At 38.3% G+C, this 13,455-nt stretch carries 15 protein-coding genes, 1 tRNA gene, 1 other RNA gene and 1 other annotated feature; of the genes, 8 read left to right on the plus strand and 9 right to left on the minus strand.

What is annotated here, in order from left to right; translation table 11 throughout:
• Nucleotides 1–206: 206 nt before the first annotated feature.
• Both ffs and tadA read right to left on the minus strand, forming a co-directional pair.
• Nucleotides 207–472, minus strand: an RNA gene (gene ffs / locus BM000_RS10235) — signal recognition particle sRNA large type.
• A 71-nt stretch (nucleotides 473–543) separates the two neighbouring features.
• Nucleotides 544–1,056, minus strand: a complete 513-nt coding sequence (gene tadA / locus BM000_RS10240; RefSeq protein ID WP_091497735.1) for a tRNA adenosine(34) deaminase TadA — start codon at nucleotides 1,054–1,056, stop codon at nucleotides 544–546.
• A gap of 159 nt (nucleotides 1,057–1,215) precedes the next feature.
• On the opposite strand from tadA, the gene BM000_RS10245 reads away from it, so the two are divergent.
• The gene (locus BM000_RS10245) at nucleotides 1,216–2,502 is read left to right on the plus strand and encodes a glycoside hydrolase family 18 protein (protein ID WP_091497738.1); all 1,287 of its coding nucleotides are present in this window, start codon (nucleotides 1,216–1,218) and stop codon (nucleotides 2,500–2,502) included.
• A gap of 80 nt (nucleotides 2,503–2,582) precedes the next feature.
• Here the strand turns inward: BM000_RS10245 and BM000_RS10250 are convergent, their stop codons facing one another.
• Nucleotides 2,583–3,098, minus strand: a complete 516-nt coding sequence (locus tag BM000_RS10250) for a type 1 glutamine amidotransferase domain-containing protein (RefSeq protein WP_091497741.1) — start codon at nucleotides 3,096–3,098, stop codon at nucleotides 2,583–2,585.
• Nucleotides 3,099–3,203: 105 nt separating this feature from the next.
• Between BM000_RS10250 and BM000_RS10255 the strand changes: the two genes are divergently transcribed.
• The 6 genes from BM000_RS10255 (at nucleotide 3,204) to BM000_RS10275 (ending at nucleotide 8,627) form a co-directional block, all read left to right on the plus strand.
• A complete protein-coding gene (locus BM000_RS10255) occupies nucleotides 3,204–4,679 on the plus strand; it encodes a spore germination protein (RefSeq protein WP_091497743.1) in 1,476 nt (491 codons plus the stop codon).
• 18 nt (nucleotides 4,680–4,697) lie between these two features.
• Entirely contained in the window at nucleotides 4,698–5,786 is a 1,089-nt protein-coding gene (locus tag BM000_RS10260; RefSeq protein WP_091497746.1) for a GerAB/ArcD/ProY family transporter, read from the plus strand.
• The gene (locus BM000_RS10265; RefSeq protein WP_091497748.1) at nucleotides 5,786–7,030 is read left to right on the plus strand and encodes a Ger(x)C family spore germination protein; all 1,245 of its coding nucleotides are present in this window, start codon (nucleotides 5,786–5,788) and stop codon (nucleotides 7,028–7,030) included. Before BM000_RS10260 ends, BM000_RS10265 begins: the two co-directional genes overlap by 1 nt.
• A 1-nt stretch (nucleotide 7,031) precedes the next feature.
• Complete coding sequence (locus BM000_RS16765; protein WP_177178272.1) at nucleotides 7,032–7,199, plus strand: hypothetical protein; 168 nt, start codon at nucleotides 7,032–7,034, stop codon at nucleotides 7,197–7,199.
• A 130-nt stretch (nucleotides 7,200–7,329) separates the two neighbouring features.
• On the plus strand, nucleotides 7,330–7,971 hold the full coding sequence (locus BM000_RS10270) for a deoxynucleoside kinase (RefSeq protein ID WP_091497751.1): 642 nt from the start codon (nucleotides 7,330–7,332) through the stop codon (nucleotides 7,969–7,971).
• A complete protein-coding gene (locus BM000_RS10275) occupies nucleotides 7,968–8,627 on the plus strand; it encodes a deoxynucleoside kinase (protein WP_091497753.1) in 660 nt (219 codons plus the stop codon). Before BM000_RS10270 ends, BM000_RS10275 begins: the two co-directional genes overlap by 4 nt.
• A gap of 262 nt (nucleotides 8,628–8,889) precedes the next feature.
• Here BM000_RS10275 and BM000_RS10280 read toward each other — a convergent pair whose 3' ends face one another.
• Nucleotides 8,890–9,078, minus strand: a complete 189-nt coding sequence (locus BM000_RS10280; RefSeq protein ID WP_091497756.1) for a hypothetical protein — start codon at nucleotides 9,076–9,078, stop codon at nucleotides 8,890–8,892.
• On the minus strand, nucleotides 9,075–9,368 hold the full coding sequence (locus BM000_RS17200) for a trypsin-like serine protease (protein WP_091497759.1): 294 nt from the start codon (nucleotides 9,366–9,368) through the stop codon (nucleotides 9,075–9,077). Before BM000_RS17200 ends, BM000_RS10280 begins: the two co-directional genes overlap by 4 nt.
• Nucleotides 9,369–9,702: 334 nt before the next feature.
• Between BM000_RS17200 and BM000_RS10290 the strand changes: the two genes are divergently transcribed.
• Nucleotides 9,703–10,092, plus strand: coding sequence for a hypothetical protein (locus tag BM000_RS10290; protein WP_091497761.1), 390 nt, complete (start codon nucleotides 9,703–9,705; stop codon nucleotides 10,090–10,092).
• 72 nt (nucleotides 10,093–10,164) lie between these two features.
• On the opposite strand, the gene proC is transcribed toward BM000_RS10290, so the two are convergent.
• From proC to pdxT, 4 genes are all read right to left on the minus strand, one after another.
• Complete coding sequence (gene proC, locus BM000_RS10295) at nucleotides 10,165–10,974, minus strand: pyrroline-5-carboxylate reductase (protein WP_091497764.1); 810 nt, start codon at nucleotides 10,972–10,974, stop codon at nucleotides 10,165–10,167.
• Nucleotides 10,975–11,096: 122 nt separating this feature from the next.
• A tRNA-Ser gene (locus BM000_RS10300) sits at nucleotides 11,097–11,189 on the minus strand.
• A gap of 67 nt (nucleotides 11,190–11,256) precedes the next feature.
• Complete coding sequence (gene serS, locus BM000_RS10305) at nucleotides 11,257–12,531, minus strand: serine--tRNA ligase (protein WP_091497766.1); 1,275 nt, start codon at nucleotides 12,529–12,531, stop codon at nucleotides 11,257–11,259.
• A 67-nt stretch (nucleotides 12,532–12,598) separates the two neighbouring features.
• Nucleotides 12,599–12,808, minus strand: a binding site (T-box leader).
• A 42-nt stretch (nucleotides 12,809–12,850) separates the two neighbouring features.
• A complete protein-coding gene (gene pdxT / locus BM000_RS10310; RefSeq protein ID WP_091498124.1) occupies nucleotides 12,851–13,441 on the minus strand; it encodes a pyridoxal 5'-phosphate synthase glutaminase subunit PdxT in 591 nt (196 codons plus the stop codon).
• Nucleotides 13,442–13,455: the final 14 nt, after the last annotated feature.

The following is a 13,455-nucleotide window of genomic DNA, read 5'->3' on the forward strand; positions in this document are numbered from 1 at the left end:
CCTGAAGCTCGCGCTATAATAAATGCCACATCATTAATCATATTCAATTATTAGAATTTAACTAAGCAATAATTTGCAATCCGACACATTACCATCTGACGGCTGTAAATCCTTTTACAAATTACGATTATTAAACTATGCAAATTTAATAACTAACAAAAAAAACCTCTCCCTAGCTCGGTAAGAGGTGATTTAACATATTAACGCCGTGCACCCATCCTCGATGGCACAACCCTAAGCGTTACATAAATGCATGGCTCAGCTCAGGCTTCCCCGCGGCACACGAGAGAAAACCGCTTACTGCTGCTTCCTTCCGGACCTGACAGGGTTCACGGGCTCCCATTGCGCGGGACCCAAACATCAACACCAATTCTTTATGGCAGACCTTATTATTGTGCACCTCAGATGGGAATTCAGTCTCGCTACAGCGGATTGCGAGTACAGGACACCGCTACCTTCCCACCTAGCACGGCAAGTTTTAAAAGCTTTGCATCTTAACGACGCATATATTAGTATAAAGCGTTTAACTTAAAAATGCAATTGTTATCGATTGTTATTTTCTCCCTTAGACTTTGACAGTTGGATAACCTTTTTGTTTGGCTTACTTTGACGAATTTTTTTAAAAAAAATTCGGAGTAATTCTCCACATTGTTCGGCTAAAATACCACCTTTTATATCAACTTGATGATTAAAGCGGTGATCATTAAGCAGATTCATAATTGACCCGACACACCCCGCCTTAGGATCATAAGCACCAAACACCACCCGTTTAATCCGTGCTTGTAAAATGGCACCTGCACACATTGGGCACGGCTCCAAAGTCACATACAACGTACAATCCTCTAATCGCCAGCTTCCTATTACTTCATTTGCCTTATCAATCAACAACATTTCCGCGTGTGAAGCGGTTGTTTGTAATGCTTCTCTTAAGTTAAAAGCCTTTGCAATGACTTGATCCTGATAAACAAGCACAGCTCCAATTGGAACCTCACCTAATTGCGCCGCCTTAGTCGCTTCTTCTAGGGCTAATTCCATATACGCCTCTTCTGTCAACATGAACACCTCTAACTCTCTATATTGGTTATTAGTTTACCAAAGTTCAAGCATTTTGCCTAAAGTTTTTGAATACTTATTTTCATTTAAAAAATACAGCACATGCCCAAGTTTTAAAGCATAGGCTAATGGGAGATTGAAAAAAAAGGAGGAATTATTGTTGTGCAAATTTATGTTGTAGCAGAAGGCGATTCAATCTACCAAATAGCAAATTTATTTGGGTCCTCAGTTGCAGACATCACTACCGCTAATGAACTAGAAACACCGGAGCAACTTGTAGTTGGTCAAGCATTAGTGATTCCAATTGTCGGGCAATTTTATTTTGTTCAGCCTGGGGATACCTTATCCAGTATTAGTGACCAATTTAATCTATCGGTTGCCGAGCTTGCGCGTATTAATGGCCTTGATGCCAATCAACCGTTACAGGTTGGGTTTAGACTCTATATTCCAGAGCTACCTAAAACAACAATTGAATCAAATGCTTATATTGAACCATTTGGTGGGACTGTCTCCGAAACATTGGAAAATGCTGCTCGAAAGCATGCCTCACAGCTTACTTACTTAGCACCCTTTAGCTATCAGGTAACCCGAGATGGAAGCCTAGTAGCACCCCCACTTAATGATTTTAAAACGATTGCTGATCAAAACCAGGCTGTTTTGATGATGGTCATTACGAATTTAGAAGAAGGTGCTTTTAGCGCAGAGCTTGGAAGTACAGTCATTAACAACGAAACTGTTAGAGAGCAACTGCTTACGAATATTATTACAACTGCTCAAGAAGTCGGCTTTCGAGACATACACTTTGACTTTGAATTCCTCCCGCCAGAGGATCGCGAAGCCTACAATGCTTTTTTACGTTATGCAAAATCACGACTCAGTGAAGCAGGCTTACTAATGTCAACAGCATTGGCACCAAAGGTAAGTGCAGATCAAGCAGGAGCATGGTATGAAGCACATGATTATCGTGCTCACGGCGAAATTGCTGACTTTGTTGTCCTTATGACCTATGAATGGGGCTACAGCGGTGGCCCACCTCTGGCGGTATCTCCAATTGATCAGGTTAGAAGAGTGGTCGAATACGCATTAACCGAAATGCCAGCAAATAAAATTATGCTTGGTCAAAATTTATACGGCTATGATTGGACACTTCCCTTTGAGCCTGGTGGAGAATATGCACGTGCAATTAGCCCCCAGCAAGGTATTGCTTTAGCCCGGCAATACAATGAATCAATCTTATTCGATTCAACTGCTCAAGCACCCTACTTTCAATACGTTGATGCAGAAGGTAATACCCATGAAGTTTGGTTTGAAGATGCTCGCTCCATTCAAGCTAAATTTAATTTAATTAAAGAAAAGGGATTGAGAGGAATTAGTTACTGGAAGCTCGGCTTGGCCTTTCCGCAAAACTGGCTCTTGCTTGATGATCAATTTATCATATTCAAATACTAGAAGAAAAAGATTTTCTGCATACTAAAGCCCCCCATTATCTATTCCTTCTGGGGGGCTCTTGATCTAATCAGGCTTACTCCTTATCTATCCAATAGCTTTAATGATTCTCGGTTAAATGCTGGTAAATCATCAGGTGTGCGACTGGTAACTAATTGATCTTGGTCAACGACTACCTCTTGATCAATATAATTTGCCTTTGCGTATTCCATATCCACCTTAATTGACTTAAATCCAGTCGCAGTTCGACCCTCAATAGCTCTAGCAGTAATAAGTAATTGCGGACCATGACAGATCGCAAATACAGGTTTTTTATCATCCATAAATGCTTTAGTAAATGAAACAAATCGGTCATCACTGCGCAATAAATCCGGTGAAAAGCCGCCTGGTATTAACAATGCATCAAAATCGTTAGGTTTCACATCAGCAATGCCTTTATCAACCTGAAATTGTATCTCTTCTTGCTTGCCCGTTACTGTCTCTCCTGCCTCTTTACCAATCGTTATAATGGTATGACCAGCACTTTTAAATGCTTCTGCAGGTGATGTATATTCTACATCTTCAAACATATCCGAGATAACAACTGCTACTTTCTTCATTTCTTGAAAACAGCTCCTTTTTTATAATGTCCCTTTCTCAGAGTTTACCCATGTATAGAAAAGTTAAAACCATCCACACTAAAACCTAGTTAGGTGGTGAAGGACGTGCGGAAAAAAAAAGCTCAAACTCAGCAAAAACAGACCTTATCCAGTGACTTTGTCAACAATCTCGATCAATTAAAAAACTGCTTTTCATATGGCGTAAACAATGATTTCTCTATTCGCTTGCTTCAAGCAAAGTATAATAACAAGGAGCTGGCACTTTGCTATTATGCCTCACTTGTTAATAGTGACAAAATTGAACAATCGCTAATTAGTCCTTTGTTAGAACAGGAGGGTGCATCAATCTTTGCCATTATTACCGCTGAAAGTGTTAAAAAAATAACCCTATTAGAAGAGGTTATCGAGAACATTACGAGTGGCAAAGTCGTTTTACTTATGCAGGATGAAAAAGTAGCCTTTTCGATCGATGTATCCAATTTTCAACATCGAGCCGTCAGCCAGTCTGAGATTGAAAGTGTTGTACGTGGACCGAAAGAAGCATTTACTGAATCCATTCATGTCAATATCTCGCTTATTCGTAAACAAGTTCGCAACAGTCAACTTATTACTGAGGTATTAAAAGTAGGAGAACGTTCACAACAAGATATTCAGCTTGTTTATAATAAGCAAATTGTCAATCAAGAATTACTAGATGATATTCGACAGCGTATTAATAAAATTAAAGTTGATAACGTACCGAATCTTGAATCTCTTGAACAGTATATTGAAGAACGTCCTTATTCAATCTTCCCAACCATTTTTTATACAGAACGCCCAGATAATGCATCTACCTATATCGATCGTGGTCATGTCGTTTTATTAATGGAAAGTTCCGCTTCTTGTTTAATTTTGCCAGTCACGTTTTGGACTTTTTTTCACAACCCTGAGGATCGTTATGCCCGCGTGGCTTTTGGTAACTTCTCACGATTAATTCGATACATCGCCCTGTTTTTCACCCTAATGATTTCGGCAATTTATGTTGCACTTGCTAATTTTCACAGTGAGATGATTCCACCCGATTTATTACTGGCAATTACTGCTGCTCGTGAACGGGTCCCCTTTCCGTTAATATTAGAGGTTATTATCATGGAAGTTGCCTTTGAACTTATTCGAGAAGCAGGTATTAGGATTCCTAGCCCTTTGGGGCCGACAATTGGAATTGTAGGAGCGCTTATTCTTGGACAAGCTGCGGTAGAGGCTAATATTATTAGCCCGATAATTGTCATCGTTTCGGCTCTTTCTGGTTTAACTTCCTTTGCCATTAGTGATCCAAGCTTTAATTTTACAGTAAGAATTTCTCGTTTTATTTTTATTATTGCAGCTGGTGTGTTTGGTATGTTTAGTTTGATGAGTGCCCTTATTCTTTGGCTTATGTATGTAGTTTCCCTTAAATCATTTGGTGTACCATACTTAGCACCTCTTTCACCGACCTTTAAATCAAATCGTGATGTTTATTTTAGGCGGGCATTAAAAAAGGAACGCTGGCGACCAGCCTATCTTTTACCTAAGGATTTACAAAATATGAACAAAAATAAATAAGGAGGGGGCTCTATTTAGATGAACGTTAATAAAAAATTATCATCGTTTGAAATGTTCTCGATGACTTTAATATTAATTGGCATGAAATTATCAGATACCACCCCTTCTTTATTTGCACAAAAGAGTCAAAATGCACTATGGTATATTCCATTTCTTGCATTCCTAATTGTACTCCCCTCTTTTTTTGTAATAATGTACTTACTTGAGAAAGTACAAGCAAAACATTTAGTTAATTTGTTTGAATTACTACTTGGCAAACTGCTTGGCAAAGGATTAGCATTCTTTATTTTTTTACTGAGCTTTCTAATGATTTCTTTGGACAGTCGCAACTATGTTGAACAGATTAAGACACTTTATTTTGAGCGATCTTCATCCCTCATAATCTTTGTGCTTTTTTGTGTCGTCTGTGTATTCGGTGCAATCCGTGGCATTGAAGTCATTGGTTATACGAGTAAAGTGCTTATTCCATTTCTGACGGCATCGCTTGTTCTTGTAATCTTTCTCGTTTACGAACATATGATTTGGGAACGTATTTATCCGATCTTTGGATCAGGTCTACAATTTGTTTTAAAGGAAAGTTTGTTTAAAGGTTCAATATTTGCTGATTTCATCTTACTGACAATGGCATATTCAAGCTTTAAGAAACCATCAGATTTTAAAATTGGTGGTTTAATTGCTCTTTTTATCGCAGTTCTTGAGATTACTTTTTTATTTCTAATCTATGCAACTGTTTTTGATTACAATTCAATTGAAAAAGTCTCCTTTCCCTTTCACGAAATTACGCAATATGTACAGCTTGGTGATTTCTTCACTAATATCGAAACCTTTTTTATGGTTTTTTGGTTATTAGCAACGTTTCTCCGCTTTATTTTACTGTTGTATTTACAAACCTGGCTTTTCGGCGCCATTTTTAATATTGATGAATTTGAATTGCTTGTGCTTCCGCTTGGATTCTTGTCAATGGTTATTGGGCTAATTCCTGACAACTCTGTCGTTACAGAGCTTGTCTACCGTAATCAATTATTGGATCTATTAACACCTGTTCTAATTGTTCTCCCCTTTCTTTTATTAGCAATATACACCTTAAGACGAAAGCAGGTAACATAATGGCTAAATTCTGTTGGCTGGTAATTGGTCTCATGCCTATCCTATTTGGTTGTGAAGATATGGTAGAGCTTGAAAAACAGTCCTACGTAGTAGCAGTTGGGATCGACAAAACAGACCAAGACGGTACCTATCAATTCACCTACCAAATAGCAAACCCGGAGGCTGGTTCAAGCTTGGCTGCTAACAACGCAGACCAGGCACCTTCAGAAATAATTTCGATAGTTGGGACAGATTTGATGACGACATCTAGTACCGCAAATGCTTTTGTAACAAAGCAAATGGTTATGGATCAAACACGTGTCTTAATTATTTCCGAAGAACTTGCCCGAACAGATCAATTTCTTAGAGTTATTCAATCTGTTGCTCGCAGCAACCAAATTAGGCGTGGTGTAAAATTAGTCATCTCTAAAGAAAATGCCTCCCAGTTTATGAATAATAATGACCCTGCTCTTGAACAAAGACCTCATAAATATTATCAATATATGCTCTCTAGAGCTCGAGAAACAGGCCTAATTCCAGATGCTGATATTCACCGTTTTTTTCAAATTACTGAAGGCGATGCCGATTTGTTTCTTGGTATTTATGCAACCACAATTGAAGATCCTAAAGATGTCAGCGGGCCTGAAGATACAATTGTTGCCGGAGAGATTCCTAAGCATGGTGGTAACAGCACTCAATTTATGGGGGCAGCTGTATTTAAAGAGGGTATTATGATTGATGTGCTCACAGCGGAAGAAACAAGAATAGCTAACATTCTTGATAAAACAATGAAAATGGATGAGCTACTAGCCTCATACCCTGACCCAGTTGCTCCAGAATATAATGTAGCTGTTAAATACATTCAAAAAAACGAACCCAAAATTGAGATTAATTACGACCGTGTCGCAAACCATGCAGCTATTCAAGTTATCATCCCATTTGAAGCAGAAATCATTGCCATTCCAAGTTTAATTAACTATTCACAAGTAGACAGTTATAAGGAACGGCTAAAAAAATCAATTGAAAGCTATGCTGAACATGTCACCAGACAATTTATTAAAAAGACACAGGAGTTCTATCGAGCAGAGCCTTTTTACTGGTCTTTGTACATTCGAAAGTTCTTTAAGGATATACCAGATTTCGAAGAGGCCGACTGGAATAAACAGATTTATCCTAATGCTGATATTACCGTTTACTATCAGATGAAACGGATGCATTTTGGTAAAATGCTTGATGATACCCATCTTAACGAAGTGAGGGATTAGCATGCAATTATTTCTATTCATCGTTGTTTGTCTATACCTCAGCTATTATTGCATCGCAATGGCCTATCATGTGACAAAAAAGGATGGGAATTTAATTGGTGGCATTGCTATTCTGTGTGTCAACATCTTTTTGGTTATAGCAACAATTTTACTCCATATTATGCAATGATAAATAAACGTTCACATTCTAAGGACGTTTATTTTATTTTCAAAATCTGATCACACCGTATGGTTAATAAATATGTTAAAATAGTTTTTGTCTTATTTTATCGAAACCTGTTCTGCAAGGGGGAATTTAAATGAATCAGGTACCTTTCATTGCTGTTGAAGGGCCGATTGGTGTAGGAAAAACATCATTGTCACAAAAAATTGCAACATATTTTAGCTTTTACATATTAAAAGAGATTGTCGAGGAAAACCCCTTTTTGGGTAAATTCTATGATGATATCGAGGCATGGAGCTTTCAAACGGAAATGTTTTTTTTATGTAATCGTTTTAAGCAGCTGGATGATATTAAAAAGGACTTTTTAAGTCAAAGCAAGCCGGTTGTCGCTGATTATCATATTATGAAAAATATGATTTTCGCCAAACGGACTCTACCAGCTGATAAATTTGATAAGTACGAACAAATCTATCATATTTTAACAAATGATATGGCGCGCCCTAATGTGCTCATTTATTTAGATGCCAGTTTAGAAACATTATTAGCGCGGATTGACCAAAGAGGGCGATCAGTGGAAGAAAAGATCCAACCTGCCTACTTAGCGCAATTACGTCAGGATTATCAACAGTTTATGAGCGAATTTGAGCAAAAGCATTCCGATATTCCAGTTATTCGCATTAATGGTGATGAGCTCGATTTTATTAAACATCAGGCTGATCTAGATTGTATCTTTGCCAAAATTAAACCTTATCTATCAAAAGGAGTTCAAACACAATGAATTTAAGAGAAAAGTATCATATTCCACACGATAGTGTGATTACCATTGCCGGAACGGTTGGCGTTGGAAAATCAACAATGACCCATGCATTAGCCGACGCCCTAAACTTTCGTACCTCATTAGAGAAAGTAGAAACAAATCCGTATTTAGATAAATTTTATGCTGACTTTGAACGCTGGAGCTTCCATCTCCAAATCTATTTCCTAGCTGAACGCTTTAAAGAGCAAAAGCGAATTTTTGAATATGGTGGCGGATTTATTCAGGATCGTTCCATCTATGAGGATACCGGTATTTTTGCGAAAATGCACTATGAAAAAGGCACCATGACACCAACTGATTATGAGACGTATCGTAATTTATTTGATGCCATGGTGATGACACCTTACTTTCCTCATCCTCATCTACTTATCTACCTAGACGGAAGCTTAGATGAAGTATTAGATCGCATTAAAGAGCGTGGCCGTCCAATGGAGCAGCAAACACCGATATCCTACTGGCGGGAAATGCACAAACGTTATGAAGATTGGATTAACAGCTTTAATGCGTGCCCAATTCTAAGAATTAACATTGCCGATTACGACTTGATGAATAACAAAGCCTCAATTGAACCTGTGCTTGAAAAAATTGGCCATTTTATTAATCAATCACGCTACTAAATAAACAGGAACTCTCAGAAGGAATTCGAGAGCTCCTGTTTATTTAAAAGGATAATCTTTTGAATGACAAGCAATAATAGATGCGATCACTACATACTAAGCCAAAGATCTATTATATTTCTATGAAACACATTAAAATGTGGCCCCCAGCTACTCGTTGCAACTAAGGATGTTGTATGATCGCCAACTCTTATAGGTCCTCCACTCTGCCTACTAGTAATATATGCAGAATGGATAATAGCACCATTAAAAAAATCATTTATTACGCCCGGAGAGCGATACATGTAATAGTATCGACGATTATTGCCCCTGTCTCTGATAAATCAAATGGATAACCAATTGCGTTTATATTTAAACCTGTTTCATTTACTTCGCTAAGCGACAAATAATCATGCGCTCCTTGAACTTTTAGAACAGCAAAATCATAAACAACATCACCTAGGTATATCATTCCCGCTGCTGGAGGATCAGTAAGACCCAGTTACTTGTAATCCATACATCATACACACAGTGAGCTGCTGTTAATACATGGGTAGGAGAAATAAATGACCCAGAGCACATTGACCCACCCCCACTGTGCGTTAAGAATTCTATCTTAGCAGCGGCCCTATTGCGGTTAACTCTAGTATTGTTAATGCGAACTCTATTATCAATATTAGATATGCTTAGCATTTCTTCTTGGGGTATAGTATCTTGATTTAGTGAAAGAAAAGATTCATGAGGTTTAATATCATCGTGCATACTGATGGAAAAAAGGGTTTTGGGAGTTAACTTAAAGATGGTCAGTGTTTAAGTTATTCCTATATTCAGGAATTTCCATCCTCATTAGTATTTCTTCTAGCTTAGAGACGCGCTCCTCACTCAACTCTGCTAAATCAATTGGCTCAGAAGGTCGCACAATCACTTACCTTCAATAATAGGATGACTTGTCAAAAACGCACCAAAATAAAAAATAATAAAATATTCCAGATAATTTTATAAAATAATCTTTTTTAAAAATTGAAAAATATGTTACATTTTTATTATGATATATTTTACTATTGAAACAACACAAAAAGGAGAATTTAATTATAAAATGTGGAAAATCATAATTCTATTATTTTTTTTAACTGGGTGCTCCCCCAAAAATACTGATGTACTCAAAATAACAGTTTCTTTGAGTGAGAATGTAACACAGCAATCGTATCTCATTGTAATCGATCCGTTAGAATCTCCACAACATATTGATTTTCTCCCTACTGAATATGGAAATATCTATGCTACTAAATCAAATTTAACTAATGGGATCGAATTAACCGTTGAACGTGATTTACTTTACAACTTATCGGTTTATCGTGCTCAAGATGATTTTGAACAATCTGTTAACAAGCGAGAATACCTTGATTTTGTAGAAGAGCAGGTTGCCAAAGTAGAGTTAACCTTTGATAAAGCTGATACCCATTATGTATTAATTTTAGATAACTAATTTAATTAGTCTAGTAAAACATTTTATCTTCTGACATCTAACATAATTGGGAAGTAATGCTTTTTTTCTAATTTATTTAGTATGCCCTAATGCAACTGAGCGCTGATAAGCGGCTTGAATCGCTTCTTTTATTGCTTGATCAACTTCCGCTGCCGCCAAAGCATGGATACCAGCTTCAGTTGTCCCTTTGGGGCTCGTAATCTTTTTTCTCAGCTCCGCAGGAGAGTCAGACGACTTTGTTAACATTGCTGCCGCCCCTAACAATGTCTGATTAATCAGTCGCTTAGCACTTCCCTCTGCTAAACCCAGTTCTTTAGCCTTGGTCTCCATCGCCTCAACAATATAATAAAAATAAGCCGGCCCACTTCCGGCAATTGCAGTGGCGATATCAATTTCCTGTTCCTTCAGTAGCTCCACTACTCCTACTGTCACAAATAGCTGAGTTGCCATCTCAACATGATCCTGATTGGCAAATTGGCCTTTTGCGATTGCTGTCGCACTTAATCCAATCATTGCTGACGTATTTGGCATTGCACGTACAACGGCAATATCCAGCTCTAAGATTTGTTCAATATATTGGGTTGAAATCCCTGCCATTACCGACAGAATGAGTATTTCCTTATTTAAAAAAGGTTTAATCTGTTCCAAAACGGTTTGGGCGTCCTTTGGCTTAATAGCTAAGACAATAATTGTTGCTTGTTGTAGCGCTTGCTGTGAATCCTGCTCAACCTGAATACCATATTTCTCTTTTAGTTCTATTAGACGCTGTTTGTTCGTTCTATTCGTAACCGTAATAACTGAAGGTGAAAAGTTACGAGCAACCATTCCAGCAATTAAAGCCTCTGCCATTGATCCTGCTCCGATAAACGTCATCTTGTTCATAACAAAGCCTCCTTAGCATACTATCCAATCTGAATATTCTAACTTTTAATGATGATATAAAAAAGATCCTATCAGCTAAAATGATAAGATCCCGAGTATCGTCTATTGTTATCGGTATAATATGGCGGAGGAAGAGGGATTCGAACCCCCGCGAGCCGTGAAGCCCCTGTCGGTTTTCAAGACCGATCCCTTCAGCCGGACTTGGGTATTCCTCCGTAAACTGACGACAAAAATTATCATACCAGTTCTTATTATACCTGTCAATATAATTAACATATTTTTTTATTTAATTACGGTTTTCCCACCCATATAAGACTGTAAGACAGTTGGTATTGTAATACTACCGTCTTCATTCTGATAATTTTCTAAGATTGCTGCTACTGTTCTGCCAATTGCTAATCCAGAACCATTCAAAGTATGAACAAACTCAGGCTTGGCTTTTTCCTCACGTCTGAATCTAATTCCCGCCCGTCTTGCTTGAAAGGCTTCAAAATTTGAGCATGATGAGATTTCCCGATAGCTATCATTGCTTGGCATCCATACTTCAATGTCATATTTTTTGGCTGCTGTAAAGCCTAAGTCTGCCGTACACATGCTTAGCACACGATAAGGGAGTTCTAACAATTGCAGCACCTTCTCAGCATGTCCAGTTAACTCTTCAAGCACTTGATAAGAATCTTCAGGTTTAACAAAATGAACAAGTTCAACCTTGTTAAACTGGTGCTGGCGAATTAATCCTCTTGTATCACGACCTGCTGAACCTGCTTCTGAACGGAAAGAAGCGCTATAAGCAACAAATTTTTGTGGGAGCTGATTGGCAGCTAAGATATCATCGCGATAATAGTTGGTAACAGGCACCTCAGCAGTTGGAACAAGAAAATAATCCCAATCTTGAATTTTAAAAGCATCTTCTTCAAATTTAGGTAACTGACCTGTCCCCGTCATGCTTGTTCGATTAACCATATACGGTGGTAGCATTTCCTGATAGCCATGCTCATCAGCATGGAGATCCATCATAAAGTTGAGCAGTGCACGCTCTAACCGGGCACCTAAACCCGTATAAAAGACGAATCGACTTCCAGTAACCTTTGCTGCTCGTTCGAAGTCTAATAGTCCTAATTCAGTAGCTAGGTCCCAATGGGCTTTCTGTTCAAATATCGGCTTTTGAATTTCTCCCCACTGGCGTACTTCTACATTATCATCCTCTGTCTCACCAATTGGGGAAGATTGATGTGGAATGTTTGGAATAGAGAGTAAGAGTTGTTCAAGCTTTTCCTCGACCTCCTTAAGCTTATGATCAATCGCCTTGATCTGGTCACCAACCTCACGCATTTCGACAATCATACTGTCTGCATTTTCTTTTGCCTTTTTAAGTGCTGCAATTTCCTTCGTCACATCATTTCGCTTTGCTTTTAACTCCTCGGTTTGAGCAATAAGCTCACGTCTTGATTGATCTAACGCTTCAAATTGATCTAAATCTGATAAGTCCTCCCCTCGATGCTTTAGCTTTTCCTTTACCTCAGCAAAATTTTGACGTAGATATTTAATATCCAGCATACGAATAGCCTCCTTTTATAAATGATGCGTAAAAAGCAAAAAAAATAGCGCTCATCCCAAATAATACATAAGGGACGAGAACTATTTCCCGCGATACCACCCTGATTGGAGACATCGGTCTCCCGGCTTCTTTCAGGATAACGGCTTAACACCGAGTATGCTTGCGACCACATACCACTCAAGGATGGATTCACTATTTTCTCACACTGGTTCCCACCAACCACCAGCTCTCTTGTTGTGAAAAAAAATAACTACTAAGTCCTCTCATTGCTTTCGTACACATATTGATTAATTATTGTTTATCATAACGAAAAGCGCCTTAAGTTGCAAGTGCTTTTTTAGCATCTCCAACCATTTCAACAAAATACGCAATTAAGCGATCATCATTTGTTAGCTCAGGATGAAAAGACGTACAAAGTAAAGCGCCTTGCTTGGCGGCAACCACAGCATTATTGAAGGTTGCTAGCACTTCTACTGTTGAACCAATTTCTAAAATATATGGTGCTCTTATAAAAACCGCTTCAAAGTCAGGTGCAACGTGCTTAATGGCCAGATTTGCTTCAAAGGATTCCCGTTGCCTACCAAATGCATTTCGCTCCACTTTGATATCCATCAGTTCTAAGTGTGCATCATCTTGCCCTGCTATTTCCTTTGCTAACAGAATTAAACCGGCGCATGTGCCAAAGATGGGCTTACCCTGTCCACCAAATCGCTTTAATGGTTCAAGAAAATGATAATGATTAATTAAGCGCCTCATTGTGGTGCTCTCACCACCGGGTAAAATTAAACCATCAATACCCGCTAGCTGCTCTACTTTTTTTATAATAATTCCTTCTGCTCCACACCGTTCAATTGCATTTATATGCTCACGGACAGCGCCTTGCAAGCCTAATACCCCTACTTTAACCATATTAATCGTTCCTT

The organism is Amphibacillus marinus, from assembly GCF_900110345.1.
Classification (GTDB): domain Bacteria; phylum Bacillota; class Bacilli; order Bacillales; family Amphibacillaceae; genus Amphibacillus_D; species Amphibacillus_D marinus.

What these genes read in the sequence shown, in the direction of transcription:
- BM000_RS10275 (WP_091497753.1), top strand. Translation starts at nt 7,968, where the DNA reads ATGAATTTAAGAGAAAAGTATCATATTCCACACGATAGTGTGATTACC.
- proC (WP_091497764.1), bottom strand. Translation starts at nt 10,974, where the DNA reads ATGAACAAGATGACGTTTATCGGAGCAGGATCAATGGCAGAGGCTTTA.
- BM000_RS10265 (WP_091497748.1), top strand. Translation starts at nt 5,786, where the DNA reads ATGGCTAAATTCTGTTGGCTGGTAATTGGTCTCATGCCTATCCTATTT.
- pdxT (WP_091498124.1), bottom strand. Translation starts at nt 13,441, where the DNA reads ATGGTTAAAGTAGGGGTATTAGGCTTGCAAGGCGCTGTCCGTGAGCAT.
- BM000_RS10270 (WP_091497751.1), top strand. Translation starts at nt 7,330, where the DNA reads ATGAATCAGGTACCTTTCATTGCTGTTGAAGGGCCGATTGGTGTAGGA.
- BM000_RS17200 (WP_091497759.1), bottom strand. Translation starts at nt 9,368, where the DNA reads ATGCACGATGATATTAAACCTCATGAATCTTTTCTTTCACTAAATCAA.
- BM000_RS10290 (WP_091497761.1), top strand. Translation starts at nt 9,703, where the DNA reads ATGTGGAAAATCATAATTCTATTATTTTTTTTAACTGGGTGCTCCCCC.
- BM000_RS10260 (WP_091497746.1), top strand. Translation starts at nt 4,698, where the DNA reads ATGAACGTTAATAAAAAATTATCATCGTTTGAAATGTTCTCGATGACT.
- serS (WP_091497766.1), bottom strand. Translation starts at nt 12,531, where the DNA reads ATGCTGGATATTAAATATCTACGTCAAAATTTTGCTGAGGTAAAGGAA.
- BM000_RS10250 (WP_091497741.1), bottom strand. Translation starts at nt 3,098, where the DNA reads ATGAAGAAAGTAGCAGTTGTTATCTCGGATATGTTTGAAGATGTAGAA.
- BM000_RS16765 (WP_177178272.1), top strand. Translation starts at nt 7,032, where the DNA reads ATGCAATTATTTCTATTCATCGTTGTTTGTCTATACCTCAGCTATTAT.
- BM000_RS10280 (WP_091497756.1), bottom strand. Translation starts at nt 9,078, where the DNA reads ATGATATACCTAGGTGATGTTGTTTATGATTTTGCTGTTCTAAAAGTT.
- tadA (WP_091497735.1), bottom strand. Translation starts at nt 1,056, where the DNA reads ATGTTGACAGAAGAGGCGTATATGGAATTAGCCCTAGAAGAAGCGACT.